The sequence below is a fragment of the Actinophytocola sp. NPDC049390 genome, from assembly GCF_044466355.1.
GTDB lineage: Bacteria > Actinomycetota > Actinomycetes > Mycobacteriales > Pseudonocardiaceae > Actinophytocola.
Map to the genome: position 1 here is coordinate 679,547 of NZ_JBITMQ010000001.1, position 24,867 is coordinate 704,413.

Genomic DNA, 24,867 nt, shown 5'->3' on the forward strand with positions numbered 1-24,867 from the left:
AGGCGCAGGTTGTTCAGCCTCACCGTCCGTGACCACATCATGGTGGCGCACAGCTTCATCGGGGAGGTGTTCGGGCCTGCCCAGAAGCTGCACGGCGCGACCTTCGTCGTGGACGCCACCTTCTCCCGCGCCGAACTGGACGCGGACAACATCGTGGTCGACATCGGACTCGCCACCGCGCAACTCGGTGCGGTGCTCGGGGATCTGAACTACCGCAACCTCGACGAGGTCGAGGAGTTCGAGGGCGTGAACACCTCGACCGAGTTCCTCGCGAAGGTGATCGCGGACCGGCTGGCCGACCGTGTCCACAACGGATCGCTCGGCGACGGCGCACGCGGGCTGTCCGAGATATCGGTGACGCTGCGTGAGTCCCATGTGGCCTGGGCGAGCTACCGGCGGTCGTTGTGACGCCCTTCGTGGTGCCTGGTGACATCGACGACGTGACGGTCGCGAGCGGTGGCAACACCTACGACCGGCGCATGTGCGATCTGCTGGGCCTGGAGAAGGTGACCGTGGCCGGCCGCTGGCCGACCCCGTCCACCAAGGCGCGGGTCGCGCTCGCGGACCGGCTCGGCCAGATCCCCGACGGGTCGGTCGCACTGATAGACGGGCTGGTGGCGTGCGGGGTGCCGGAGGTCGTGGTGCCGCACACCCGCAGGCTGCGGCTGGTCGTGCTCCTGCACCTGCAGCTCGCCGACGAGACCGGGGTGCCGCCGGAGCGGGCCGCGGGGCTCGACCGCCGCGAACGCGAGGTGCTGCGCGCCGCGAACACGGTCGTCGCCACCAGCGAGTGGGCCGCCCGCCGCGCGATCGCCCACCACGGGCTCGACCCGAAGCGGGTGCGGACCGCCCCACCCGGCACGGACCCGGCCCCGACGTCGCCCGGCACCGAGTCGGGCGACCGGCTGCTGTGCCTGGCGTCGGTGACCCAGCGCAAGGGGCACGACGTGCTGGCGCAGGCACTGGCGAACGTCGCGGACCTGCCGTGGACGTGCGTGTGCGTCGGTTCCGTGCGCCGCGACCCGGGCCACGCGCGGCGTGTGCAGGCACTCGTCGACCGGCTGGGCATCGCGGGCAAGATGATCCTCACCGGTCCGCTGTCGGACGCCGACCTCGAGACCACGTTCGCCAAGACCGACCTCCTGGTGCTGCCGTCGCGGCGCGAGACGTTCGGCATGGTGGTCACCGAAGCACTGGTGCGCGGCATCCCGGTGCTGACGACGAACGTCGACGCGCTCCCGCACACGCTCGGGCCGGGGGCCGGGCTGCTGGTCCCGCCGGACGACGTCGCCGCGCTGACGCGGGCGTTGCGCGGCTGGCTCACCGACGCCGAGCTGCGGGACCGGCTGCGTGCCGCGGCGCGGGCGCGCGAGGTGGAGGACTGGCCCACCGCGGCCACGCGGCTCGCGGGGGTGCTTCGGTGACAGCGGCCGCGGTCGCGCTCCCGGAACGGGCAGCGCGCGCCGACGAGGTGTGCGGCGGCGTGCCGAACCGCCGTGGCGGGGGGAAGCTGTGGGCGTGGCTCAAGCTCGCCGTGGGCGTCGGGATCGTCGTCGCGCTGGTGTGGAAGCTCGGCACCGGCGGTTTCGTCGCCGGGCTGCGGGTGATCGGCGTCGCCGACCTGCTCGCCGCGCTGGTCATCGGTCTCGCCACGACGGTGTTGTGCGCGTGGCGGTGGTGCCTGGTCGCGCGGCGGCTGGGGTTGCGGTTGCCGCTGGGCCGGGCGGTGACGGACTACTACCGGGCGCTGTTCCTGAACGCGGTGCTGCCCGCGGGGGTGCTGGGCGACGTCCAGCGCGCGGTCGAGCACGGCAAGGAGGAAGGCGACGTCGGCGCCGGTGTGCGGGCCGTCGTCCTGGAACGGATGGCCGGGCAGGCCGTGGTGATCGCCGCGGGGGTCGTCGTGTTGCTGGCGGGGCCCGCCCGTGCGGTCGGCGTGGTGGTCGTGGCCGGGGTGGCGGTCCTGGTGGTCGCCTACCTCGCCGCGCGGCGGTGGATCGGGGCCGGGTCGCGGTGGCGCCGGACGGTCGACGACATCCGCAGCGGCCTGCTGGCGCGGGACGCGTGGCCGGGGATCGCGTTGTTGTCGGCGCTGGCGCTGGCCGGGCACGTCACGTTGTTCCTGATCGCGATGAAGGCGGCGGGCGCCACGCAGTCGCCGGAACAGCTGCTGCCGATCGTGATCGTGGCGTTGCTGGCGATGGGACTGCCGGTGAACGTCGGCGGGTGGGGCCCGAGGGAGGGTGTGACGGCGCTGATGTTCGCCGCCGCCGGGCTGGGGGCCGCGCAGGGATTGACGGCGGCGGTGGCCTACGGGTTGCTGGGGCTGGTGGCTAGCCTGCCGGGCGCGCTGATGCTCGTCCGCAGACGGGAGAGGGTGGCATGACGAACCTGGCGAGCTTGGTGGAGCGGGTCACGGAGACCCGGCTGCCGACGGCGTACGGACAGTTCCGCGCGGTCGGCTACCTGGACGCGCTCGGGCACGAGCAGGTGGCGCTCGTGTACGGCGAGGTCGCGGGCACGGTGCCGCTGACCCGTCTGCACTCCGAGTGCCTGACCGGCGACGTGTTCGCGTCGACCCGCTGCGACTGCGGCGACCAGTTCGCCGCCGCGATGCGCGCGGTCGCCGCCGAGGGCGCCGGGGTCGTGGTGTACCTGCGTGGCCACGAGGGCCGCGGCATCGGCCTGCTGGCGAAGCTGGCGGCGATGCGCCTGCAGGAGGACGGCCTGGACACGGTCGAGGCGAACCTGGCGCTCGGCCTGCCGGTCGACGCCCGCGACTACGACGTGGCGGCCGAGATCCTGCGCGACCTCGGGGTGTCGGAGGTGCGGCTGCTGTCGAACAACCCGGAGAAGCTGGACTCGCTGCGCCGCAACGGGATCGTCGTGAAGGAACGGGTACCGATCCTGGTCGCCCCGAACGACGACAACCTGCCGTACCTGCGCACCAAACGCGAGCGCCTGGACCATCTGCTGCCACACCTGGCCTAGGTTTCCGCTCCACGTGACGAAGGGGTCCTTCATCCCGCTGAACGCACCGAAGGACCCCTTCAGCACACACGGCGCCCAAACCCAAGCCGAACCTCAAGACGAGTAACGAGCCGCAATCGCCGCAGCGCGGTCGTGCAAGGAGGTGCGCAAAGACCGGGGAGACAAAGCCTCAGCGTCCGTACCCAACTGCCACAACGCCCACTCGGCGTGCCACAAATCCTGAAAGGTCACCTCCACCCGCACCCAGTCGCCGTCGGGCTCAGCCGCGCGAACCGCCACCGCGGAGCGAAGCAACTCCTCCCGCCGAGCGGCACGAACCCGCACCAGCACCGCGATGTGCCCGTCGGACAGGAACCGCGCACAACGCTCCCGCCAGACCCGGTCAAGGTCGACCCGCTCCGGCCGCTCCGCAGGCTCGGAAAGCTCCTCGGCGCCCACCACCCGCGACAGCCGGTAGGTCCGTTCGGCACCGGAGCGAGTCGCCAGCAGATAACCCCGCTCCCGCACGGTGACCAGCCCGATCGGGTCGACCGTGCGCCACTCCGGGGACTGCCCGGCCGCCGCGTAGTGGATGCGCAGCTTGTGCCCGGCGAGCACCGCCCGCCGGATCTCCACCATCGTCGGCGCGGGTAGGTCCTCGACGGCCGCACGGCGGGAGAGCAGATCGGTCTCCGGCTCGACCAGAAAACGCTGCGCCGCGTCGCTCGCGGCGGTCCGGTGGGTCTCGGGCAGCGCGTCGACGACCTTGCGCATCGCCGACGCCAGAGCCGAACCGAGCCCGAAGACCCGCCCCGAGCCGGTGGTCAGCAGGGCGAGGGCCTCGTCGTGGTTCAGCCCGGTGAGCTCGGTCCGGAACCCGGGCAGCAACGCGAACCCGCCGTGCCTGCCGCGTTCGGCGTAGACCGGGACGCCCGCCGACGACAGCGCCTCGATGTCACGCAGCACGGTGCGGGTGGACACCTCCAGCTCGCGGGCGAGCGCGGCCGCCGACAGCCGACCGTGCCTGCGCAACAGCAGCACAAGCGAGACCAACCGGTCGGCGCGCATGCCGGAAACCCTACCCGAATACATGACACAGGATGTCGTGATTCGTTGCGAGGCTGCTGTCCACACAAACGAATGGAGCTCAAGTGCCAGTGGAACGAACCGCGGTCAACCCGGTGACGTGGTCGGTGGAAATGGGGTTCAACCAGGGGGAGGTCGTCTCCGGGCACACCCGCACGCTGTACTGCTCCGGGCAGACCGCGATGGACGGCGACGGCAAGCCCCAGCACGACGGTGACATGGCGGCCCAGTTGGCGCTGAGCCTCGACAACCTGGAGGCCGTGCTCGCCGAGGCGGGCATGTCACTGGTGAACCTCGTCCGGCTCAACGTGTACACCACCGACGTCGACCTGCTGTTCCCGCACTACGGCGTGCTGGCGGCCCGGTTGGGCGCCGCGGGCGTGGCACCGGCGACGACGATGCTCGGGGTGACCCGTCTGGCGATCCCCGGCCAGTTGGTGGAACTCGAGGGTACAGCCGTCGCCTGACGCGAGCCGCTGCTCGTGCCGGACCGACCGGCACGAGCAGCTAACGGTCCAGTGCGGACAGCACGTCCGCGAACGCGTCGACGAGGTTGGCCAGCGCGGCCTTCCCCTTCTCCGCGGTCGCCAGTGACGGGTGACCGACCACACCGGACTCCGTGTACGGCCCCAGCCCGAATGTGAGCATCCGGTTGCGGTCGTCGGCGCGTTCGTCGTGCTCCGCGTAGTCGGCGGGGACGAGAGACGGATGGGCGTGCAGCAGCAGCGACGTCTCCAGCTCGCCCGCGTGCATGTCCGTGTCCGGCCCGGTCGAGACGCCACCCGCCGCGCGGGCCGCGAGCCAGTCGACCTCCGTGGGGAACAACGCCATCCGCTCGCCCCGCGCGCTCGCCTCCTGCACGACGTTGCCGAGCACGTAGTTGCCGCCGTGCCCGTTGACCAGTGCCAGCTTCGAAATCCCGTTGTGCCGCAACGACTCCGCGACGTCCCGCACGATCGCGTACAACGTGGTCGCCGAGATGCTCACCGTGCCGGGCCAGGCCGCGTGCTCGTGCGAGCAGGAGATCGTCACCGGCGGCAACAACAGCACCGGGTACGCCGACGCGACCGACGACGCGATCGTCATCGCGATCACCGTGTCGGTCGCCAGCGGCAGGAACGCGCCGTGTTGTTCGAAGCTGCCCACCGGGAGCACGGCGACGGTGTGGCCGCGTGCGTCGGCGGAGGTGTGGGTCGGCAGCAGCGGGGTCATCGGGCTCCGAACGTGGTCAGGAAGCGGTCGCGGAACTGGTCCATCCGCCACAGCGGCGCGTGTGGGCTCGGGTTGAGGCCCGGCTCCCAGCCCCAGCCTGCCACGGCGTCGAGCACGGCGGGGTCCTTCGCGACGATGGTGACCGGCACGTCGTGCGACGCGTTCTCGCCGGACACCACGGGGCTCGGCTGGTGGTCGCCGAGGAAGACGAGCACGGTGTCGTCGGTGCCGTACGTGGTCAGGAACGAGATCACGGTGTGCAGCGAGTACTCGATGGAGTCGCCGAACGCGGCGCGCACCTTCCCGGTGTCCGCCCACACCTCGGCCTTCGTCCTGCCCTGCGCGGGCATGGGGTCGTAGATCGAGCCGTCGCCCACGTCGTCCCAGTCGATCATGCGGGGCAGGTGGGTCCACGGGATGTGGCTCGACACCAGGTCGATCTCCGCCATCACCGGCTCGCGGTCCGTCGCCGCCAGCTCGTTGCGTTGGAGCGCGGCCATCGTGTACTGGTCGGGCATCTTGGCGTAGGAGAAGTTGGGCCCCCGGTAGCCGACGTTGTCCCGGACGTAGGCCTGCTCGTAGCCGAAGAACTCCGCCTCCGGCCAGTCGGCGACGATCGACGGGGACACCCCGACCGTCCGCCAGCCCGCCCGGTCGAACGCACCGCTGAGCGTGAGCCGCGGGCTCGTCACGAGCGTGTCGTAGCGCGGCTGCGAGTCGACCCACAGCCCGGACTGCAGGGTGGCGTGCGCGAGCCAGCTGCCGCCACCGAACGTCGACGACGTCATGAACGCGCTGCGCGCCTCGAAACCGGCCGCGCGCAACTGGTCGGTGCCCCGGTCGAGCACCGCGTCGACCCCGGGCGCGATCGCGGGGTCCTCCACGGCGATCCGCCCGTAGCTCTCGACGAACGTGAGCAGTACGTCCTTGCCGCGCAACCCGGTCAGCAGGTTCGCACCCGACGTGTACCGGAAGGGGTCGTCGGCGATCCGCGCCTCGAACGCGCCGGGGTCGAGCAGGTCGGCGCGGACCTGGCGCAGGTCGTCGAACACCTCGTTGGACGCGGCCTTCGTCGCGACCGGGTTGCCGAGCACCGCGAGGGCCACCCAGATCACGCCGGCCACGGCCACCCAGCGCGTCGCGACCGAGCGCCTGCCCACCGCGAGCGTCGTCAGCCGCAGCACCGCGAGCGTCATGCCCACGATCAGCCCGGCCGCCAGCAGGACGGCCACGACGACCGCGCCCGCCGCGCCGAACCAGCCGACGGAGTCGTTCAGGAAGCCGACGGCCGGTCCGAAGAACGCCCAGTCGTAGACGGGGTGGAACTGGCGGGCGAGGGTCTCCTGGAAGCCCATGTCGAACAGCTTCATGATCGTGAGCACGCCGAGCCCGATCCCGGCGAGCACGGCCGCGACCCGCCGTGTCCGGGTCGGCAGCACCAGGACGAGCGCCGCGAGCACCAGACCCTCGACGGGGATGCGGGCGAACACCGCGAGCGACACGTCGGCGAGCCTGCTCGGCGCGAGCAGCGCGACCAGCACGAGCAGGCACGCGAGCGGGGTCAGCACCCGCCTGCGCCGCGGCGGTTCACCGGTGTCCGGCTCGGTGAGCGCGGTCGGCGCTTCGGTCGGCGCGGCGTCGCGGCGCTGGTAAAGCCAGCGGACGTCGTGCGCGAACGACCAGGTCAGCGCGGCGAGCGCGGCCGCCACGAGCACGAGCGCGGCGGTGTGGGGGAGCACGGTGGCGAGGGTCAGCACGATGCCCTGCGCGGCGGCGACGGCCTTGCTGCTCATGCGTACCGGCAGCGGCGCCCCCAGCCACAGCCAGATCCGGGCCGCGGCGACGAACACGTACCGCATGGCGCCGATCGCGAGCACCCACCAGCCGAGGTCGGTGGCGACGAACGCGCTCAGCACCAGGATGAGGAACGCGTCGACCTCCATGTCGAACCGCGCGCCGAACTCCGACGCGGTCCCGGTGCGCCGCGCGACCTGCCCGTCGACCGCGTCCATGGCGAGCGCGACCGACGCGACGACGACCAGCGGCCAGACCGAGCCACGCGGGTGGCTCGTGTCGGCCGTCATCGCGACCACCGCGCCGACCAGCACGGACCTGGTGAGCGTGACGTAGTCGGCGGGCCCGAACCGGCGCACCCCGTACCGGATCAGCGCGTCGGTAAGCACCGCCCAGCCCGCCAGCGCGAACGTGATCGCCGCGAGCCAGCCCGGCGGCCACAGCCCGGTGATCTCGGTCAGGGCGGCGAGCACCCCCACCAGCGCGCAGAAGGCGACGGCGAGCGGCACGTGCGGGGGCAGCGGCCGCCGCACCGGCCTCGGCACGGACCCGCTGGTCGCGGGCGTGCGCGGGCTGTCGAGCGTGGGTGCGGTCGGTGCTGCCACGGGTTCCTCCCAAGATCTGGTCGTCTGTGAATACGCATGGCACCCCTGGACGGTTCTGACCTGATCTTTCTGAACCGAGCGCGGCGGCGCAGCGTGTAAGAGGGCGATGAGTGATTTCTCCCGCGAGTGGCTGGCGCTGCGCGAGCCCGCCGACGCCGATGCCCGTGCCGACGACCTCCTGATCCCGCTGCGTGCCCACCTCGGGGCCCGTGACCTGGTCATTCGTGACCTGGGCAGTGGCACCGGGTCGATGGCCAGGTGGCTGTCGCCGCGCCTGCTCACCCCGCACCGCTGGGTACTGACCGACCGCGACCCCGACCTGCTCGCGCACGCCGCCGTACCGGGCGCGGTGACGGACCTGCGTGACCTGACGTCGCTGACGCCCGAGGACCTGTCGGGCACCGCGCTGGTGACCGGGTCCGCGCTGCTCGACCTGCTCACGGCGGAGGAGGTCACCGGGCTCGCCGAGCTGTGCGTGAAGGCGGGCTGTCCCGCGCTGTTCGCCCTCTCGGTGGTCGGCAGGGTCGAACTGGACCCGCCCGACCCGCTCGACGAGGCCGTGACCAGTGCGTTCAACGCGCACCAGCGGCGCACGGTCGACGGCAGGGCACTGCTCGGCCCGGACGCGGTGCCGGTGCTCAGCCGAGTGTTCGAGGACCTGGGCGCCACGGTGCACCGCTGCCCCAGCCCGTGGCGCCTGGGGCCGGACCACCCGGAGCTGACGACGGCCTGGTTGCAGGGGTGGCTGGGGGCCGCGTGCGAGCAGGACGAGGAGCTGGCGGACGTGGCCGGGTCGTACCTGCGTCGCAGGCTCACCGGCCCGCTGCGTGCGACCGTCCACCACGAAGACCTGCTCGCGATCCCTGCCTGACACCCGCGGGCCATCGCGCCCGGCTGCCGGGAGGCCCCTTCCTCGTGTGCGGAAGGGGTCCTTCAGTGCATGGGCCGGGTCAGCCCGTGCAGTTCGTGTCGTCGACGCCGCCCTGGATCCACGGGAGGTTGACCTTGCGGAAGGCGATCGAGCGGTGCGAGGTGGAGTTGCTCGACACGTTCTCGTTCACCTCGATCAGCGCCCCGACGTGGTAGTCGGCCGTCTTGGCGATGCTCGAGTAGCCACCCTCCTTGTACGTCGCGCTCTCACCCGGCAGTGGCGCGTCCGAGAACGGCCGGCTGTACGCCCACGTGCGGCCCTCGTCCTCGCTCATCCGGATGCGCATCTTCGTGCGGGTCACCGTCGACGCCGAGTTGACGAACGCCAGCCTCGCGGGGGCGTCCGCGTTGTACCGCATCACCGACGCCTCGTTCTTCGGGTCCAGCAGGCAGCTCGCCGCGTAGAACGGGGTGAAGCCCGACTCGATCGAGCCGCGCGCCACCTGGCGGCGTTTCGCGGCCTCCCACACCGGGGTGGTGGGCCGGTCGTTGCGGTACAGCGAACCGTTCGCGAGCTCCAGGACCGTCGACTCGCCCGTCTGTTCCATCGCGCCGCCGGTCGTGGTCTTCATGACCTGCGCCTTCCACGTCGCACCGTGGTCGTCCGAGTAGATGTTGCGGTGCTGTGCCGGGATGACCAGCCTGCCGGGGTTGCGGTACGTCGTCTGGATGCCCACGCCCGGGCCGACCGCGTCCCAGTTCCAGCTGCCGCCCCCCGCCAACGTCCGGGGTTTGAGCGTCGACGACATGTTCACCGGCGCCGACCAGCTCAGGCCGTCGTCGGTGCTGGAGGACACCCACACCTGGCGGTCGTCCCACGAGTTCACCGTGCCGCTGGTGGCCGGCTGGTGGTTCATGAACAGCCAGATCTTGTTGTTGGACTTGTCGACCACGGCGGTCGGGTTGCCCCACACGCCCTGGCCGGACCCGATGACCTCGCGCAGCGACGACCAGGTGGCGCCGTTGTCGGTGGACCGCTTGTAGACGAGGTTGATGTTGCCGAAGTCGCCGTTGCTCGCGGCACGGCCCTCGGCGAACGCGATCAGGGTGTTGTTGTTCGTCCTGATCAGCGACGGGATGCGGAACGAGTGGTAGGTGATGCCGTTCATCGACTCGTTGCCGCCGTTGAACAGGATCCGCTCGGAGTGGGACTGGGCCGCGGCGGACGCCTGTGGGGCCGGGAGGAGGACGACGACGGGCAACAGCAGGGCGAGTAACCGGCTCGTCTTCACAGGAGAATCCTTACCGTAGATCACCCAAGTTCTGGTGATTTGTTACCCAAAATGTCATCTCGGTGCGGTTCGCTACGCGCCATGCGCAGACTCCTGCTCGTTCTGACCGTGCTCGCCGGCGCCATGGTCGCGCTCGCCGCCCCGGCTGCCGCCACCCCGGTCCGGCCCGTGACCGTCCTGTCGTTCAACATCCACCACGGTGCCGGTGAGGACGGCCGGTACGACCTCGGCCGCGTCGCTGACGAGATCCGTCGCACCCACGCGGACGTGATCGGGTTGCAGGAGGTCGACCGCCACTACGGCGAGCGCAGCCAGTGGGCCGACCAGCCCGCCGAACTGGCCGAGCGTCTCGGCATGCACGTCGTCTACGCGGCGAACCTCGACCTCGAACCGCCCGCGGCCGGGCAGCCGCGCCGCCAGTACGGCACCGCGATCCTGTCCCGGTACCCGATCCTCGACTGGCGGAACACCTTGCTCCCCAAGGGAAGCCCGGGGGAGGAGCAGCGGGGGCTGCTGGAGGCGGTGGTCAACGTGCGGGGTGTGCACGTCCGCGTGATGAACACGCACCTGCAGCACAACAGCGCCGCCTCCCGCCAGCTGCAGGCCGACGCGGTCGCGGACGCCGTGGTGGCCGCGCGGGAACCGGTCGTGCTCACCGGTGACCTGAACGCCGTGCCGACCGCGCCGGAGATCACGACGTTGACCGCGCACCTGCGGGACGGCGGGAGCGCCTTCACCTACCCGGCCGACGTGCCGACCGCCCGGATCGACTACGTGCTCACGAACGGGCGGCCGGTGTCCTCGGAGGTCCTGCCCACCGAGGCCTCCGACCACCGGCCTGTGCTCGCGTCACTGGTGGTGTGGCGCACCCGCTGAGCGCCTGGCGTTACTGGCCGTCGCGGGGGTCGACGTAGTTGCCCAGCGGGGTGTCGGTCGCCGCGTCGGTGACGTTCTGCACCGAGTCGGTGGCGGTGCCGGCGAGGTTCTGGCCGACACCGCTCGCCTCATCGGCATAGCCCTGGGCGGTGTCCCCGAGGTTCTGCGCTGCGTCGGCGGGATCGGTCCCGGTCAGTTCGCCCACCTTCTCCGTCGCCCCGGACACCAGTTCCGCGGCCTTCTCCCGGATGGCGTCGAACAAGCCCATCATGAGCCCTTCCTGTCGCAGAAAGTGATGATTCGGACACTACCGGCAAAATGGCTCGATGGCCACCGGGGTGTGGCGGCCGATGTGCCCTGATCGGGTGATCTAATGCGCCCACCCGCGCCCGCAGGGGGCGCCGTACTACGGAGGTCACGTGGCCGAGCAGGGAAGCGGCACGAGGGACGTCGAACGCATCTACTCCACGCCCGATGTGGTCGCCAAGCTGCGCCGCCTCGCGGACGCGCTGGAGTCGGGGACCTCGTTCCGCATCCAGATCGCAGGGGAGCGGTTCCGGGTCCCGGCGCGCGCCGAGTTCTCCATCGAGCACGAGCGGGGGGACGGCGAGGAGGAGGTCGAGTTCCAGCTGAAGTGGAAGCTCGACACCGAGGACGACGACGCCGGGGACGACAAGCCGGTCGTCTAGGACGTGACGGTGGTCAGCCGCGCCCCCACGGGTCGCGGTCGCCCGCGATGAGGACCCGGCCGTCGGCGAGCGTCGCCGCCGCCGACGGCGGGCCCGGATCCGTTGCCCTCCACCAGGAGGCGAGCCACCACGAGGATTCGCCGCGTGCCGGGAATTCTGGCTGACACCCTTTTTCGGAATTCCGGTAACAACGCCGGGCGGGGGGCCGAATGACTCGGCATGGTTGAGAACCCGACGCCGGGTCTTTCGATGGTGCGGGGAGACGTGCCGGTCACCGTCACCCGCGAGGATCGCCACCAGCGGGCGCTGTCGCGCTACTCCGTAGCCCCTGGTGGGGAGCGCCGGATCGCCGCCGAGTTGGCGTGGTGCGTGATCGGTTCCGGCAAGTACAAAGGGGAACGCGGCGTCGAGGTCCGCGTCGACGGGCGCCGCGTCGGTGAGCTGACGCACATGATGTCGCAGCGCTACGCCCCACTGCTGGCGAGCGGCGAACGAGTCGGCTGCGAGGCCACCGTCACCCGCGACCAACGCGGCCTCCGGGTCACGCTTCACCTGCCCCGCAACGCGAACACGGCCGTGTTCGCGGCCGAACCACCCACGGAACGCTTCGCCCCCGTGCGCCCGGTGCCGCCCGCCACACTGCCGAGCAGGCCCGCGTGGCGGAAGCCGCTCTGGATCGGCGTGGCGGTCGTGCTCGGTGTGTTCGTGCTCGCGGGAATCCTCGGCGATCCCGACGACGAACCTTCCGCGAGCAACACGGCCGCGGCCGAAACCACCACCACCACGACATTCGAGCCGCCGCCGACCACCACGACGACAACGACCACAACCACGACCACAACGACGACCACGACGACGACCACGACGACTCCGCCGCCCCCACCGCCGACGACCACGGAGGTCGTCGCGCCGCCGGTCACCCAGGCACCCGCGCCGAAGCCGAAGCCCGCGCCGAAACCCTCGTGCGACCCGAACTACTCGGGCTGCGTGCCGATCGCGAGCGACGTCGACTGCGAGGGCGGCAGCGGCAACGGCCCCGCGTACGCGTCCGGTCCGGTCCGGGTCGTCGGGGACGACATCTACAAGCTCGACAGCGATGACGACGGGGTAGCCTGCGAGTAAGCAGAACCACACCGACACCTCCGCACGCTGCCCGGAATAAGGGCAGCGCGCGGAGGTGTTTACGCGTACGCTGTTATGCGGGCGGCGCGAGAAATCGCGCCCGCAGGGGACTGGCTCGGTGCCGGAACCGGCACAACAACCACGAACACCTTGTTCGCAGACTCGCGCGCGGGTTCATGCGGACCGACACGCCCTGATTGGAGGCGGCCGACATGAAGATGATCGACGACTGGAGGGACCGCGCCGCCTGCCGCGACGCGGACCCTGAACTGTTCTTCCCGATTTCCGACATGGGCCCCGGTGCCCGGCAGATCGCCGAGGCCAAGGCCGTGTGCGCGCGGTGTCCCGTGCGGACCGAATGCCTCGACTACGCCATCGACGCCGGTCTCGACCACGGCGTTTTCGGTGGCACCACGGAACGGGAGCGCCGCGCTCTCGTCCGCCGTCAGCGGGTGGCCTAGCGGCCGACCCGCGTGCTGTGCGGCGGCCCCAGGTAGCTCGGCGCGAGCCCACCCGTGTCGATGACCACCTTCTGCACCACCACGGTCGGGTCGACCGCCCACACCTTCACCACGTGCTCTCCCGGGCGGTCGACCACATGGGTGGTGGCCGTCCGGTTCACGTTGTCGGACGTGTTGCGTTCCCACTGCCTGTTCATGGCGGTGTCGTCGGCGCCGGTCACCGTCGTCACGTTCACCCGTTGCGGTGGCTGACCGTCCAGTGACACCGCGTAGGTGAGCCCATCCGTGTAGTGCACGTTGTTCCTCGGTGACAGGTACACCCACACGGTCACCGGCCCGGTCGTCGCGAGGTTGACCGTGTACTCCAGGCGCTGGTCACCGGGTTCGCGGCGCGGCGCGGTCACCGGCGCCGGCCGCATGCCGTCGCCGTCCCGGCCGATGTCCGGGATGCGCAGCCAGTCGCCGACGACCCGGCTCGTGCCGTCCGCCGGGATCGACACGTACCCGTTCGCCTCCACGTAACCCTTCGACGGGCGCCGGGCCGCATTGTCCACAACGGCCTCGACGACCACGGTCCGTCCCGCACCCGTCACCGTCAGCGGCACCCGTGTGGTGCCCTTCGGCGCGCGCCGCCAGTCCACAGTGACCTCCAGGCGCACCTCCTTGTCCACAGTGCCCCGTGCACGCGACACCGACACCCACGGCCTGGCCGACGTGACGCGGTAGTCGAACGCCGTCGCGCCCCTGCTGAACACCTCGATGTACTGGCGCGGCTGGCTCTGGTAGCGGCTGAACGTCGGCAGCACCGCGGGCGTCGTCGCGGACGGCCACCACTGGTCAGAGCCGTCGATCGCGACACCCATGTCCGCCGCCTCAGGGACCTCGATCCGTTGCACGGCGGGGAAGACCTCGTCCGGCAGCGCCTCGTTGTTCAGCTCGGGCTGCTGCCACGGCGCGTTCGGCCCGTACCGGGCGACGTCGCCGTAGCCGATCTTCGGCTGGGTCTGGAAGTTCTGCCACTTCCCGCCCGCCAGCTCGCGGCAGCTCCTCGTTCTTGAGGTCACCGACGTTGACCACCCACAGCTTGTCCACACCGTAGGAGTACGCCGTGTCCAGCTGCTCCCACGTGTTCGGGATGTTGATGGTGTCGACCCACTTGTAGTTGCGGCCGCCGCCCACGTAGTCGAAGTGGTAGTACATGCCGTACCCGCCCGCGCGTTCCGGCAGCGTGGGGTCGGGAAGCTTGCGCATGTTGCCCCAGTTGTCGTCGGTGAACACCACCGTCACGTCGTCCGGTGCGCGCAAACCCTTGTCCCAGTACCGTTGCACCTCCTTGTACAGGGTCCACACCTGCGGCACGCCGGACATGCCGTGGTCGGCGAGGATCTGCCGTTCGGTCGCGAGGATCTCCCGCATCAGCTCGATGCCGTCGCCGTCGGGGAGGCTCACGTCGCCGTTGCCGCGCATGCCGAGCGTCACGACACCCTCGAAACCCTGCTCCTTCATGCGTTCGACACCGTCGTTCCAGTACGCGGTGATCGCGTCACGGTTGCGGCGGAAGCTCCACTCGCCGGTGCCGCCGTACGGGTCGTGGCCCGGTGTCACGATGTCGCCGTCCGGGTCGCGCACCGCCGGCACGGCGTGCCGGTTCCACTCCTCGATGCCCCGCATCATCGGTGCCTCGTGCGAGGTGCCCATGATCACGCCGTACGCGGTGGCGGTGGCGTGGTTGGCCGGGTCGTCCTCGGCGAACGCCCTGCCCCAGACCGCGGGCCAGAGGTAGTTCGCCTTGAGCCGCAACACGGTCTCGAAGACCCGCGCGTAGAACTTGCTGTTGAACCCTCCGGGATGTCCCGGTGCGAGCCCTTGGCCGAACCGCGTCGGCGCCCAGCGGTCGAGCGCGGGGTTCTCGTCGTTGATGAAGAACCCGCGGTACTTCACCGCCGGTGTGCCCTGCGTGTGCCTGCCGGGCAGGACGTACAGCGCGTCGGCCTGCCGTGCGGGCACGTCGTCCCACCAGTACCAGGGCGAGACACCGATCTTGCGCGACACGTCGTAGGCGCCGTAGATCGTGCCCCGCTGGTCGCTGCCCGCGATCACCAGTGCGCGGCGCACACCGGGCAGCGGGTGCTCGACCACCTGCTGAAGCGAGGTCTCCCACTTCCCGGCGATCCCGCGCACGTCGAGTTTGCCGCGCTCGACGAGATCATCGATGAGCGGGCTCTCGCCGATGGTGCCGACGAGCACGGGCGCGCTGCCCGTCGGCACCTCGTCCAGCGAGACCGACGGCGCCACGCCCGTGACCCGTGCGATGTCGTCCCGCAGGTCGCCCACGACCCGCACCACCCCAGGCCGGTCGGCGCCGCTCACGACGATCGGAGCGGCGGAACCGCCCGCCACGAGCGGAAACGCGCCCGGCCGTGGCGTGGTGACCACATAGGACTCCTCGGCGGCGGGTGGTTTCGCGACCGCGGGCGCCGGCGACTCGGCGGCCGCCGCGAGGAGGGGAATGGTGAGCAGGGCTGCGGACCGGCGCATGTCGATCTCCGTACTGACGCAGGGCGGAGCCGAAAGTTTCGGAACACTTCCGTAACCCGAACACAGTAACCACAGAAGCGTCCGGAACACCAGAGTCCTTGTGCGCCAAGGAGAATCGAAACTTTCGGAACTACCTCCTGCTGGCCTTCAGCACGATGTCGTTGACGTGCATGGCCTCCGACGGCATGTTCACTCTCGCTCTGGTCTCGTGCGTGACGATCGTCCACTCGTCCGCGTCGAGCAGCGCCGCGACGTCCTCGGGGAAGTAGAAGTCGTGGCGGTTGAAGTCGGGGTTGTGTTCGTGCTCGTGCCCGGTGAGGTCGTGGTGCGCGTACAGCAGCGTGCCGCCGGGCGCGACCGCCGCGAGCATGTTCCGTATCGCGTGGTCCCCGGGTTCGCGCTGCGCCGAGAAGTACAGCGCCACCACGAGGTCGAAGGCGCCCGCGGGCACCGCCGACGACGCCAGGTCGGCGTGCACCCAGCTCACCTTCGCCTCGCCGGCCGCGGCCGCCGCACGCGCCAGGGCGACCTCGGAGATGTCCACCGCGGTCACGAGCCAGCCCCGCGACGCGAGCCACAGGGCGTCGGCGCCCTCACCGCAGCCGAGGTCGAGCGCCTGCCCCGGCGGGAGGTCGGCGACCTCGGTGACCAGCACGCCGTTGGGCGCGCCACTCCACAGCTGGTCCTTCTCGCGGTACAGGTCGTCCCAGAACTGTTGATCCATACCCGCACCCTCACCCCGGTCGTGCGGTTCTGACAACTTTTGTTGCCGAAACCGCAAACCGCGCGGGAGGATGGATTGATGGCCGGCACCCGCAAGATCGACCGCACGGCAACGGAATCGGTCTGCCCGGCGTTCCGCGACGACCACGGGGCGTGGCACGTGCGCGACGCCGCGAGCAGCCGGGCGTTGCTCCGCGACACCGAGACCGTGCAGGCCGGGCTGGGCGTGGAGACGGTGGAGAAACTGCCGTCGAGCTTCCGCCGACCGGTGCTGTACTGGGACGGGCCGGAGCACCGCGAGTACCGCAGGCAGACCGCCCGGTTCTTCACCCCCAAGCGGGTGGACGAGGACTACCGCGACCTCATGCACCGCGTCGCCGACCGGGAGATCGGCGTGCTGCGTGCCGCAGGGCGGGCGGACCTCTCGGCGCTGAGCTTCCGCCTCGCGGTCGACGTCGCGAAGCAGGTCGTCGGCCTGACCGAGAGCAGGCCGGGCACCGCACGGCGGCTGGCCAGGTTCTTCCCGGAGAAGCTCGGCAAGCCGGGCTTCACGAGCTTTCATGGTGTGTACTGGGCGGCGCGGATCCTGTACCTGTGGCTCGCCATCTACGTGAACGACGTGCGGCCCGCCGTGCGAACGCGGAAGCGGCGGCGTCGGGACGACCTGATCTCGCACCTCATGGACGAAGGGGCGGGCGCGGGCGAGATCCTGTCCGAGTGCATCACGGTCGCGGCGGCGGGCATGGTCACCACGCGCGAGTTCATCTGCGCGGCGGCGTGGCACCTGTTCTCCGACGACGAGTTGCTGGCCGCGTACCGCGCCGGTGACGAGCAGGCCAGGTACGCGATCCTGCACGAGGTCGCCCGGCTCGAACCGCCGCTCGCCGTGCTGAAGCGGCGCACCACCGCACCCGTCACATTGCCGGACGGCACGGTCATCGCCGAGGACCAGCGGGTGGAGGTGTCGATCGCGGCCGCCAACCTCGACTCGGCCGACGGTCCCGGCCTGACGTTCGGTGACGGACCCCACAAGTGCCCCGGTTCGTACCTCGCGCTGCAGGAGACGGACATCTTCCTGACCAAGCTGTTCACGCTGGACGGGGTTCGTCTGGCCAGGCAGCCGAGGGTGGCGTTCAACGACGCGTTCGGCACCTACTCCCTGCACGACATGATCGTGTCAGTCGGTGAACGTACTGTGGAGGCATGATCCACGGCGCCCTGTTCGACTTCTCCGGCACGCTGTTCCGATTCGAGCCCGGCCCCGGCTGGCCGTCCACCACGTTCGACGAGCCCATGCGCGAGCGACTCACCACGGTGCTGACGTCGCCGTCCCTGTCGGCCGATCACCTGCCGCCCGACCTGGCCGACACGTGGGCACGGCGCGACCTCGACCCGGACCTGCACCGGACGGTGTACCTGGCGTCGCTGGCGTCGACGGGGTTCGAGCTGACCGAGGAGGAGACCGAGCTGGTGTACCGGAGCCTGACCTCGCCGGACGCGTGGCGGCCCTACCCGGACACCGCGGACGTGCTGCGCGGGCTCGCGGCGGCGGACGTGCCGGTGGCCGTGGTCAGCAACATCGCGTGGGACATCCGGCCCATGTTCCGCAAGCTCGGCGTCGAGGACCTGGTCACCGAGTTCGTGCTGTCCTATGTGGAGGGCGTGATCAAGCCGGACCCGAAGATCTTCACCATCGCCTGCCAGCGCATCGGCGTCGCGCCGGAGAACGCGGTGATGGTCGGCGACAGCCCGGAGGCGGACGGCGGCGCGGCGGTCATCGGCTGCCGGACCGTCATCGTCGACCCGGCCCCGACCGCGACCCGCACGTCGGCCCTGCGCGACGCGGTGGCGGAGGTGTTGCCGGGGGTGTGACCGGGTACCCGCCGCGGATGACGACGTACACGCACACGGCGGACGCCGACATCGCGCCGGATGTCCTGTTCCACTACCTCGCCGATCCCACGAACCTGCCGCGGTACTTCCCGGAGATGCGGGAGGCGGAACCGGAGGGCGGCGACCGGGTCCACGTCGAGGCCGAGGTACACGGCGACCGCGTCTCGGGCGAGGCGTGGGTACGCCCGAACGAGGCGGAACGCAAGCTGGAGTGGGGCGCCGAGGGCCCGGACGACTACCACGGCGAGCTGACGGTGGCGGAGGTCGCGCCGGGCAGGAGCAGGATCACCGTCAGCCTGCACAGCGTGCGAGCCGCCGAGGGCGACGAGGTGCAGCAGGGCCTGGAACAGACGGTCGCGGCACTGACCCAGGCCGTGGCGGCGGACGACCAGGCCGACCAGCACCGGCAGCAGGGCGAACCTAGCTGACGGCCTTGACGTGCTCGGCCGCCTTCCGGGCGATGTCGATGCGCGACCGCACCCCGAGCTTGGCGAGGATGTGCGACACGTGCGTCCCCACCGTCCGCGGCGAGAGCACCAGCTGCTCGGCGATCTGCCGGTTGGAAAGCCCTTCGGCCACCATGGCGGCGATCTTCGTCTCGGTGGGGGTGAGGGCGTTCCAGCCCGCCTGTGCCTGCCGGTGTTTGGCGCGAGGCCCGCGCCGGATGCCGAAACCGCGAAGGTGCGCACGAAGGTGCGCGAGATCCCAGTGGGCCCCGAGCTTGTCGTAAAGTTCATCCGCCCGGGTGAACGCCCGCCGCGCGGCGTCCTTCTCGTCCCGCCCGGCGAACCCGATGGCGGCGGCCTCGAGTGCCTTGGCTCGGAGCAGCGGCCGACCCGCGTCCCGGTACCGGTCGGCGGCGTGCTGCAGGAGGAACGGATCGCGTTCCAGCAGACCCCGGCAGTAGGCGGCGGTGCCCAGCCTGTGCGGAACGGAGGACCGACGCGCCAGGGTGGCCGCTTGCGCCGCCACGTCGGCGGCGGCGCGGGTATCACCCGTGGAGGCGGCGAGGCGGGCCGCTTCAGGAAGCAGGTCCTCGACCTCGTCCAGTTCCTCGGCATCACCCCCGATCCGAGCGGTCAGCACGGCAAGCGCCTCCACAGGCCGGTCGCTCACTTCATGGTCGAGGCTCTGCGCGAGGACCAAGGGAGAAACCACCCGGTTCCCGATTTGCTCCGCACTGGCGGCCGCCTGCTCGAGGTGTTGCCGTGCGGACGTGGGGTCTCCTCGATGGAACGCCATAACCGCCGCGATGCCTCGGTCATAGCACGTCGCGCTGGGATCCTTGAAGTCGTCCGAGAGTGCTTCGACCTCAGCCTGCGCGTCATCCCACCTGCCGACCTTGAACAGCAACTGCCCCAAGGCACTCTGCGCCTGTGCCAGACGGACGAGGCTGCCGGTGCGGTCCGCCAACTGCCTTACCCGCATCGCGGTGCTCAAAGCCTCGTCGTAGCGGTCGAGGTCGCCGAGTACCACGGCCTTGTTGATCTGCAGGAGCAGTCCCAGGTCGGTCAGCTCAGGGTCGTCACCGATGACATCGATCGCTCGATCGAACAGCGGCAGCGTGACCGCCACCTCGCCGCGCATCGTCGCCACCAGGATCATCACGTGGATGGCCCAGCCCAGTGCCCACTTGTCCCCGGCTTCCTCGGCTGCGGCCAGCGCTTTGGTCGCGACGTTGCCCGCGACGGACACTTCACCAAGGTCGCGGTGTGCCCTTGCAGTCAGCACCAGTAGCCGCGCCCGCTGCTGCGGAGACATCTCGGCGAGTTCGTACGCCTCTTCGAGCGCTCCGAGGGCCTCGTCAGCACGTCCGAGCATGGCCCGGCTCTGCGACACTGTCCAATGTAGATCGATGAGCAGATCGGGGTCCTCGACGACGGCCATCGCGCGGGTGGCGATCTGCACTGCCTCCGCACATTCCCCCGCACGGTAGAGCGCCTCCGCCAGCCGACTGACCAGCACCGCGCCTCGTGTCGTGCTCGCGGGCGTGCGGCTCGCCGCTTGCCGCAACAGTTCGATGGCCGTCCGTGGCGCCTGGGCGACCAGGGTTGGTGCCGCGTCAACCGTCCAGTTCAGCAGTGATTCGTCCAGCGGATCCGGGCTGGGCACGCTGATCGCCTGCAGAAGCTGACGCGCGACCCGCTGGGTGGGTACCCCTGCTTTGGCGAGTGCCCGTGCCGCATCGCGATGCCATGCCGGTCGGAGTGGCGTGGCGATGCTGTCGTACAGAGCCGCGCGTATCAGCGGATGCCGGAACGCCAGTTTGTCACCGACGTCCTTGAGCACACGGGCGGTGCGGGACTCGTCTATGGCGGGTACAAGTTCGGCCACCCGCCGACCCAGGACGATGGCGAGATCGGCCACGAGGAACTCGTTGCCGAGCAACGCCGCGGCCTGCAGTATGTCGCGGACGTCCTTCGACAGGAAGTCGAGCCGATCGGAGATCGCGCCGATGAGCGAACCCGGTACTGGGCCACCGGTCACTTCCACAGCGCCCGTGTCGCTCACCGTGAGGCGCTGAGCACGCACCAGTGAGTCCATGAGTTCGGTCAGGTACAAGGGGTTGCCCGCCGCTTCGGCCGCGAGTTGGAGCAGGTTCGTACCAGGTGTGCCGTCGGAGATCGTCGCGATGAGCTCGCTGACCGCTTCGTTCGGCAACCCCTCCAGGCGAAGGGTGTTGTCGGAGCCGATCACGCGGCGCACAGCGAGCAACTCGTCTCGCTGCGGTACCGGTCGCACGGTGCCGATGAGCAGCAGTGCGGTGCGATCGACCGAACGTGCCAGCCATTTCCACACGCTGATGGTGGAGAGATCCGCCCACTGTAGGTCGTCCACCACCAGCACAGTTGGGGTCTCGCTGCTCAGTTCGTTCATGAGCGCGAGCATCTGCTCGGCCGCGGCCATCGCCGGATCGGTTGCGCTGCTGACTTCACCACGTAGGAGGCGCTGGATGGTGTCGAGCCGAGGCTCGGCAGTCGCCTTGGACAGGAGGGCGTCCACCAACGGCTGAAGGGGCAGTGCCTGGCCGAGTTCGTCGCACTCTGCCCAGTAGGAGCCGAAGCCGCGTTGATCAGCGGCCGCGACAGCGACGCGCGCAAGGGACGACTTGCCGATCCCCGGCTCTCCTTCGAGGAGGATTGCCTGCCCTGAACCACTTGCGAGAAGGTCGACCAATCCGGTAAGTCGGGTGATCTCGGCCTCGCGGCCGACGAGTGCGCAGGCATCACTCGGCATACCACGACAGTATTGCCAGTCATGGCAGGGAACAACGGTTGGCGGCCAGGTTACGCCAACCGTGGACGTGCTCATTCCGTTAGCCGTTCGTTAACACTCAGTTATCAGCTATTACTTGCTGTATGTGGGATCCTTTTTTTGAGAAATAGCTTAACCCCATCTCCAGCGTCAGGGCGCGGTACTCCCGCGTCATTTGGCGACCCTTTTTGATCCCTCTGTGTGCGGCATCGGGAGTCGGGATGAGAATCGCGCGAATAGTGGCTGCGATCGCGGCAGCCGTAGGTTTGGCCTTGGCCATCGGTGGTACGGCATCAGCTGAACCACCAGGCATGCTCTACAACAGCGTCGCTCCGTTCATGTTGTACAACTGATGATCAATCACGCTGGCAATTGTCGGCTCAGCCTGCAATTGACCCCGTGTGACCTCGGCTGCAGGGCGTTTCCGTGATGCTTGCCCCATCGCGGTGGCGCCCTGCAGCTCTGTGTACGGCACGGTCCTGCAATGCGTAGCCGAGATTGACGAGGCGGCCGCCGAGGCGGCATTCGTCGGCTACCGCTATCTGTTCTCTCCGCCGGGCGTCGGTGTCGAGCATGCGTAGTACGAACCTGGCTATCTGGTTGTTCACGCTGGACAATTCAGCGACGAGTACCAGTTCGTCATGCCATTCGTCCGCGACCACCATGTCACCCCGCGATTAATTGTCATCTCGATTTCCGTATATTGACAGTCTGCTCCGGCCGCTTGGCGGAGACATCGGTCAAGTGACGGATGTCCGAGGGCAGTTGCCGGGATCTGGCTCGACCATGTGGGTGATGAAACGACCAGATCGCGCGGATGCTCGTGCATTTGCAACTTCCGACGATCATGTAATGGCCTACGCTCCGTCACCGATGCATGGGCGTGGCTTCTCGAACGGCGCAAGGGCCGACCTCGTGAGCCGGGCACCCGCCGATCCCGAAGGCGCCTTCCCGGCGGCCTCCTGGCTGTTCCGGCGCATCGCGGCCGCACCAGCCGGCTCGCTGACCGCCGCCGTCGTCGGGCCCGGTGGCACGGGCAAGACAACCCTGCTCAGCGCCGTCGCCGCGGCTTACGAGAGGGCTGGTGTCCGCGTCGGGCGCGAGGAGCGCGGCTCACCCCTGCTCGTCGACGACGCCCATCGGCTGGACGGGGCCGAGCTGGACGACCTTCGTGCGCGGGCCAGGGCCGACGACGCACGCATCGTGGTCGCCTACCGTCCGTGGCCGCGCCCCAGCGGCCTTTCCGCCTTGGGAGCACAGCTTTCCCGCCACCATTCGCCTGTCGTGCTCGGGTTGCTCGACCGGGACGGGGTGGCAACTCTGGTGTCGCGGCGTGGCAATTGCCAACCGGTTGACAGTCTTGTCGCGCTCGTGCTTGAGCAGTCCGGTGGATCGCCGCTGTTCGCCGCGATGGTGACGCAGGCGCTGCTCGACACCGGCCGTCTCGACCCCCGCCACCCCGAGCGGTTCCGGCGTCCGGGCCGCGTCTCCGTCTCGCCCGGGCTCGCCGAGCGGCTGCGGTACCTCATCGAGGCGCTCGACGCCCCCGTGCACGACCTCCTCGAAGCACTCGCGCTCGGCGCACCGCTCGACGCCGACATCCTCGCCACCCTCCTGGACACCGACCCCGCGGGCCTGTCCGACACCGTGGAAGCCGCCCGCGCCACCGGTCTCCTCACCGAGTCCGGCGACCTGATCGTCTTCGTCCGCAACCTCGTCCTCCGCGCGCTTCCGGTGCTGCGCGCCAGGAACATGCAGCGCCGCCTCGCCGAGATCCAGCTCGGCAACGGCGGCCCGGTGCTCGCCGCGGGCCGCAGGCTCGCCGACGCCCACGCCACCGGCGCCCGCGCGTCCGAAGTCCTCGCCGCGGCCGCCGACGAGGCACTGCGCACCTCCCCGCACCTCGCGACCGAACTGTTCGACGCCGCCGTCCGCGCCGGTGGCACCGCCAGGACCGTCACCGCGAGACGGGCGCAGGCCGCCGCGTTGGCCGGGGACCCGGCACGCGCGTTGCGCCTCGCCGACGAGACCCTCACCGCCGAGAACCCCACCGCCGACGACCGCAGGCGCGCGGTCGAGGTCACCGCCGCGGTGCTCGCCCACCGCGGCTTCCCCGAACGCACGGCCGAGTTGTACCAGGGGCTCGGCGACACCGACGTCCTGCACGCCGTTCCCGCGCTGCTCGCGACCGGCGAACTCGACCGGGCCCGCGCCGTGCTCGCCGCCGCGCCACCGAGCGAGGCCGACGCGCCCACCCTCACCGGCCCGGCCGTGCGGCTCGTCGCCACCGGCCTGCTCGCCACCGTCGACGACGACGTGCCCACCGCGCTGTCCTGCCTCACCCGCGCCGCCGCACTGCTGGAACCCGCCGGTGAATGTGTGCTCCTGCCCTACAGTCCGGCGGAGCTGCTCGCCATCGTGGCCGCGCAGTGCGGTGAGGTCGCGCTCGCCGACACCACGCTCGGGCAGGCGGTCGCGGCGAAGGTCGGCGGCGGGCTCGCCCACGCGGGCCTGTTGTTGTTGCACGGCTGGGACGCCATGACCCGGGGTTCCTTCGACACCGCACGGGACGTGCTCGACCGGGTGCGCGAACCACTCGAACCCGCCGACGAGGTGCTCGCCGCCGCGCTCACCGCGGCCGTCGCCCGCCGTACCGACGACGCCACCGCGCTCGCCGCCGCCTTGGCACGCGGCCGCACCGCGCTGATCCGCCACCCGGTACACCTGTACCTGTTGCGCCCCTTGGGCGAACTGACCGTCGCGGCCGCCGCACTGGGGGAGACCACGGCGCTCGCCCCGCACCTGGCGCGCGCCCACGACCTGCTCGCACGCCTGGGAAACCCGCCCCTGTGGGCCGCGTCCCTGCGCTGGTGTGAACTGCACGCGGCACTCGCGGCGGGCGACCCGCACGCGGCGGAGGACGCGGGTTCGGCGCTGAAGGAACTCGCCGACCGCGCACCGCACGTCGCGGCACTGGCCCGCGCCGCCGACTGCGTGCTCACCGGCGACACGGACCCGGCGACGGTCCGCGAGGCGGTGACGGGCCTGCGGCAGGCCGGACTCGACTGGGACGCCGCACACCTGGCCGCCGAGGCCGCCGCCCGCGCCGAGGACCGCAAGGCGGCGGCCGACCTCATGGCACTCGCCCGGGTGTCGAACGCCGAACCGGCGGAGAGCACGGACGATCCGGTCGCGCCCATGCTGAGCGAGCGTGAGCTGGAGATCGGCAGGCTCATCCTCGCGGGGTTGACCCACAAGCAGATCGGCGCCCGCCTGTTCATCTCGGCCAAGACCGTGGAGCACCACGTGGCCCGCATGAAGACCCGCCTCGGCGCGGACGGCAGGAACGAGCTGTTCAACCGCCTGCGCAACCTGCTGGAACAGCCCGCGGTCGAGTAGCGCGGTTTGGATCTTTGCGGGTGAGTCTTGGCCTGAGCAGCGGTTACCTCAGGGGAACGTGACGGCACCCAGCCACTGACCG

The 24,867-nt window shown here is 70.5% G+C and carries 24 protein-coding genes; 14 read left to right on the plus strand and 10 right to left on the minus strand.

What is annotated here, in order from left to right; translation table 11 throughout:
- Positions 1-9: 9 nt before the first annotated feature.
- The 4 genes from ACIBVP_RS03080 to ribA are packed head-to-tail and all read left to right on the plus strand — an operon-like array spanning position 10 to position 2,991.
- A complete protein-coding gene (locus ACIBVP_RS03080; RefSeq protein WP_396104280.1) occupies positions 10-408 on the plus strand; it encodes a 6-pyruvoyl trahydropterin synthase family protein in 399 nt (132 codons plus the stop codon).
- A complete protein-coding gene (locus ACIBVP_RS03085) occupies positions 405-1,424 on the plus strand; it encodes a glycosyltransferase family 4 protein (protein WP_396104281.1) in 1,020 nt (339 codons plus the stop codon). Before ACIBVP_RS03080 ends, ACIBVP_RS03085 begins: the two co-directional genes overlap by 4 nt.
- Positions 1,421-2,386 (plus strand): lysylphosphatidylglycerol synthase transmembrane domain-containing protein, encoded by a 966-nt coding sequence (locus ACIBVP_RS03090; RefSeq protein WP_396104282.1) that lies wholly within the window; start codon positions 1,421-1,423, stop codon positions 2,384-2,386. Before ACIBVP_RS03085 ends, ACIBVP_RS03090 begins: the two co-directional genes overlap by 4 nt.
- Positions 2,383-2,991 (plus strand): GTP cyclohydrolase II, encoded by a 609-nt coding sequence (gene ribA, locus ACIBVP_RS03095; RefSeq protein ID WP_396104283.1) that lies wholly within the window; start codon positions 2,383-2,385, stop codon positions 2,989-2,991. The genes ACIBVP_RS03090 and ribA overlap by 4 nt, the downstream gene beginning before the upstream one ends.
- Before the next feature lie 93 nt (positions 2,992-3,084).
- On the opposite strand, the gene ACIBVP_RS03100 is transcribed toward ribA, so the two are convergent.
- Entirely contained in the window at positions 3,085-4,038 is a 954-nt protein-coding gene (locus ACIBVP_RS03100; RefSeq protein WP_396104284.1) for a helix-turn-helix transcriptional regulator, read from the minus strand.
- Positions 4,039-4,127: 89 nt separating this feature from the next.
- Here ACIBVP_RS03100 and ACIBVP_RS03105 point away from each other — a divergent pair, with 89 nt between their 5' ends.
- On the plus strand, positions 4,128-4,523 hold the full coding sequence (locus tag ACIBVP_RS03105; RefSeq protein ID WP_396104919.1) for a RidA family protein: 396 nt from the start codon (positions 4,128-4,130) through the stop codon (positions 4,521-4,523).
- A gap of 40 nt (positions 4,524-4,563) precedes the next feature.
- Here ACIBVP_RS03105 and ACIBVP_RS03110 read toward each other — a convergent pair whose 3' ends face one another.
- Positions 4,564-5,268: a creatininase family protein gene (locus tag ACIBVP_RS03110; RefSeq protein WP_396104285.1), complete on the minus strand. Its 705-nt coding sequence runs from the start codon at positions 5,266-5,268 to the stop codon at positions 4,564-4,566.
- The gene (locus ACIBVP_RS03115; protein WP_396104286.1) at positions 5,265-7,667 is read right to left on the minus strand and encodes a CDP-alcohol phosphatidyltransferase family protein; all 2,403 of its coding nucleotides are present in this window, start codon (positions 7,665-7,667) and stop codon (positions 5,265-5,267) included. The genes ACIBVP_RS03110 and ACIBVP_RS03115 overlap by 4 nt, the downstream gene beginning before the upstream one ends.
- A gap of 106 nt (positions 7,668-7,773) precedes the next feature.
- Here ACIBVP_RS03115 and ACIBVP_RS03120 point away from each other — a divergent pair, with 106 nt between their 5' ends.
- On the plus strand, positions 7,774-8,538 hold the full coding sequence (locus tag ACIBVP_RS03120) for an SAM-dependent methyltransferase (protein WP_396104287.1): 765 nt from the start codon (positions 7,774-7,776) through the stop codon (positions 8,536-8,538).
- A gap of 79 nt (positions 8,539-8,617) precedes the next feature.
- On the opposite strand, the gene ACIBVP_RS03125 is transcribed toward ACIBVP_RS03120, so the two are convergent.
- Positions 8,618-9,829, minus strand: coding sequence for an exo-alpha-sialidase (locus ACIBVP_RS03125; RefSeq protein WP_396104288.1), 1,212 nt, complete (start codon positions 9,827-9,829; stop codon positions 8,618-8,620).
- A gap of 81 nt (positions 9,830-9,910) precedes the next feature.
- Between ACIBVP_RS03125 and ACIBVP_RS03130 the strand changes: the two genes are divergently transcribed.
- Positions 9,911-10,705, plus strand: a complete 795-nt coding sequence (locus tag ACIBVP_RS03130) for an endonuclease/exonuclease/phosphatase family protein (RefSeq protein ID WP_396104289.1) — start codon at positions 9,911-9,913, stop codon at positions 10,703-10,705.
- Positions 10,706-10,715: 10 nt separating this feature from the next.
- Here ACIBVP_RS03130 and ACIBVP_RS03135 read toward each other — a convergent pair whose 3' ends face one another.
- Positions 10,716-10,976: a hypothetical protein gene (locus ACIBVP_RS03135; protein ID WP_396104290.1), complete on the minus strand. Its 261-nt coding sequence runs from the start codon at positions 10,974-10,976 to the stop codon at positions 10,716-10,718.
- A 148-nt stretch (positions 10,977-11,124) separates the two neighbouring features.
- Here ACIBVP_RS03135 and ACIBVP_RS03140 point away from each other — a divergent pair, with 148 nt between their 5' ends.
- From ACIBVP_RS03140 to ACIBVP_RS03150, 3 genes are all read left to right on the plus strand, one after another.
- Positions 11,125-11,394: an amphi-Trp domain-containing protein gene (locus tag ACIBVP_RS03140; protein WP_396104291.1), complete on the plus strand. Its 270-nt coding sequence runs from the start codon at positions 11,125-11,127 to the stop codon at positions 11,392-11,394.
- A 219-nt stretch (positions 11,395-11,613) separates the two neighbouring features.
- Positions 11,614-12,516: a hypothetical protein gene (locus tag ACIBVP_RS03145; RefSeq protein ID WP_396104292.1), complete on the plus strand. Its 903-nt coding sequence runs from the start codon at positions 11,614-11,616 to the stop codon at positions 12,514-12,516.
- 212 nt (positions 12,517-12,728) lie between these two features.
- The gene (locus ACIBVP_RS03150; protein ID WP_396104293.1) at positions 12,729-12,977 is read left to right on the plus strand and encodes a WhiB family transcriptional regulator; all 249 of its coding nucleotides are present in this window, start codon (positions 12,729-12,731) and stop codon (positions 12,975-12,977) included.
- On the opposite strand, the gene ACIBVP_RS03155 is transcribed toward ACIBVP_RS03150, so the two are convergent.
- The 3 genes from ACIBVP_RS03155 to ACIBVP_RS03165 all read right to left on the minus strand — a co-directional run bounded on the left by ACIBVP_RS03155 (position 12,974) and on the right by ACIBVP_RS03165 (position 16,239).
- A complete protein-coding gene (locus ACIBVP_RS03155; RefSeq protein ID WP_396104920.1) occupies positions 12,974-13,840 on the minus strand; it encodes a hypothetical protein in 867 nt (288 codons plus the stop codon). The two genes, ACIBVP_RS03150 and ACIBVP_RS03155, sit on opposite strands and share 4 nt — an antisense overlap.
- A 10-nt stretch (positions 13,841-13,850) precedes the next feature.
- Positions 13,851-15,515, minus strand: a complete 1,665-nt coding sequence (locus ACIBVP_RS03160) for a glycosyl hydrolase 115 family protein (RefSeq protein ID WP_396104294.1) — start codon at positions 15,513-15,515, stop codon at positions 13,851-13,853.
- 130 nt (positions 15,516-15,645) lie between these two features.
- The gene (locus tag ACIBVP_RS03165) at positions 15,646-16,239 is read right to left on the minus strand and encodes a class I SAM-dependent methyltransferase (RefSeq protein ID WP_396104295.1); all 594 of its coding nucleotides are present in this window, start codon (positions 16,237-16,239) and stop codon (positions 15,646-15,648) included.
- A 78-nt stretch (positions 16,240-16,317) separates the two neighbouring features.
- Here ACIBVP_RS03165 and ACIBVP_RS03170 point away from each other — a divergent pair, with 78 nt between their 5' ends.
- Genes ACIBVP_RS03170 through ACIBVP_RS03180 form a run of 3 tightly spaced genes read left to right on the plus strand, consistent with a single transcriptional unit; the run spans position 16,318 to position 18,559 of the window.
- Entirely contained in the window at positions 16,318-17,445 is a 1,128-nt protein-coding gene (locus tag ACIBVP_RS03170; RefSeq protein ID WP_396104296.1) for a cytochrome P450, read from the plus strand.
- Positions 17,442-18,110 (plus strand): HAD family hydrolase, encoded by a 669-nt coding sequence (locus ACIBVP_RS03175; RefSeq protein WP_396104297.1) that lies wholly within the window; start codon positions 17,442-17,444, stop codon positions 18,108-18,110. Before ACIBVP_RS03170 ends, ACIBVP_RS03175 begins: the two co-directional genes overlap by 4 nt.
- Before the next feature lie 17 nt (positions 18,111-18,127).
- Positions 18,128-18,559, plus strand: coding sequence for an SRPBCC family protein (locus ACIBVP_RS03180; protein ID WP_396104298.1), 432 nt, complete (start codon positions 18,128-18,130; stop codon positions 18,557-18,559).
- Here the strand turns inward: ACIBVP_RS03180 and ACIBVP_RS03185 are convergent.
- Together ACIBVP_RS03185 and ACIBVP_RS03190 are read right to left on the minus strand one after the other, a co-directional pair.
- A complete protein-coding gene (locus ACIBVP_RS03185; RefSeq protein WP_396104299.1) occupies positions 18,552-21,368 on the minus strand; it encodes an ATP-binding protein in 2,817 nt (938 codons plus the stop codon). The two genes, ACIBVP_RS03180 and ACIBVP_RS03185, sit on opposite strands and share 8 nt — an antisense overlap.
- Before the next feature lie 97 nt (positions 21,369-21,465).
- The gene (locus ACIBVP_RS03190) at positions 21,466-21,666 is read right to left on the minus strand and encodes a hypothetical protein (RefSeq protein ID WP_396104300.1); all 201 of its coding nucleotides are present in this window, start codon (positions 21,664-21,666) and stop codon (positions 21,466-21,468) included.
- Positions 21,667-22,301: 635 nt separating this feature from the next.
- Between ACIBVP_RS03190 and ACIBVP_RS03195 the strand changes: the two genes are divergently transcribed.
- Entirely contained in the window at positions 22,302-24,785 is a 2,484-nt protein-coding gene (locus ACIBVP_RS03195) for a LuxR C-terminal-related transcriptional regulator (RefSeq protein ID WP_396104301.1), read from the plus strand.
- The last annotated feature ends 82 nt before the right edge of the window (positions 24,786-24,867 follow it).

Excerpts from the sequence above, each read along its gene's own strand:
- ACIBVP_RS03165 (WP_396104295.1), bottom strand. The coding sequence starts at position 16,239 with ATGGATCAACAGTTCTGGGACGACCTGTACCGCGAGAAGGACCAGCTG.
- ACIBVP_RS03130 (WP_396104289.1), top strand. The coding sequence starts at position 9,911 with ATGCGCAGACTCCTGCTCGTTCTGACCGTGCTCGCCGGCGCCATGGTC.
- ACIBVP_RS03185 (WP_396104299.1), bottom strand. The coding sequence starts at position 21,368 with ATGCCGAGTGATGCCTGCGCACTCGTCGGCCGCGAGGCCGAGATCACC.
- ribA (WP_396104283.1), top strand. The coding sequence starts at position 2,383 with ATGACGAACCTGGCGAGCTTGGTGGAGCGGGTCACGGAGACCCGGCTG.
- ACIBVP_RS03110 (WP_396104285.1), bottom strand. The coding sequence starts at position 5,268 with ATGACCCCGCTGCTGCCGACCCACACCTCCGCCGACGCACGCGGCCAC.
- ACIBVP_RS03175 (WP_396104297.1), top strand. The coding sequence starts at position 17,442 with ATGATCCACGGCGCCCTGTTCGACTTCTCCGGCACGCTGTTCCGATTC.
- ACIBVP_RS03145 (WP_396104292.1), top strand. The coding sequence starts at position 11,614 with ATGGTTGAGAACCCGACGCCGGGTCTTTCGATGGTGCGGGGAGACGTG.
- ACIBVP_RS03100 (WP_396104284.1), bottom strand. The coding sequence starts at position 4,038 with ATGCGCGCCGACCGGTTGGTCTCGCTTGTGCTGCTGTTGCGCAGGCAC.
- ACIBVP_RS03150 (WP_396104293.1), top strand. The coding sequence starts at position 12,729 with ATGAAGATGATCGACGACTGGAGGGACCGCGCCGCCTGCCGCGACGCG.
- ACIBVP_RS03180 (WP_396104298.1), top strand. The coding sequence starts at position 18,128 with ATGACGACGTACACGCACACGGCGGACGCCGACATCGCGCCGGATGTC.
- ACIBVP_RS03135 (WP_396104290.1), bottom strand. The coding sequence starts at position 10,976 with ATGATGGGCTTGTTCGACGCCATCCGGGAGAAGGCCGCGGAACTGGTG.
- ACIBVP_RS03170 (WP_396104296.1), top strand. The coding sequence starts at position 16,318 with ATGGCCGGCACCCGCAAGATCGACCGCACGGCAACGGAATCGGTCTGC.
- ACIBVP_RS03120 (WP_396104287.1), top strand. The coding sequence starts at position 7,774 with ATGAGTGATTTCTCCCGCGAGTGGCTGGCGCTGCGCGAGCCCGCCGAC.
- ACIBVP_RS03155 (WP_396104920.1), bottom strand. The coding sequence starts at position 13,840 with ATGGGTGTCGCGATCGACGGCTCTGACCAGTGGTGGCCGTCCGCGACG.
- ACIBVP_RS03160 (WP_396104294.1), bottom strand. The coding sequence starts at position 15,515 with ATGCGCCGGTCCGCAGCCCTGCTCACCATTCCCCTCCTCGCGGCGGCC.
- ACIBVP_RS03190 (WP_396104300.1), bottom strand. The coding sequence starts at position 21,666 with ATGGCCAAGGCCAAACCTACGGCTGCCGCGATCGCAGCCACTATTCGC.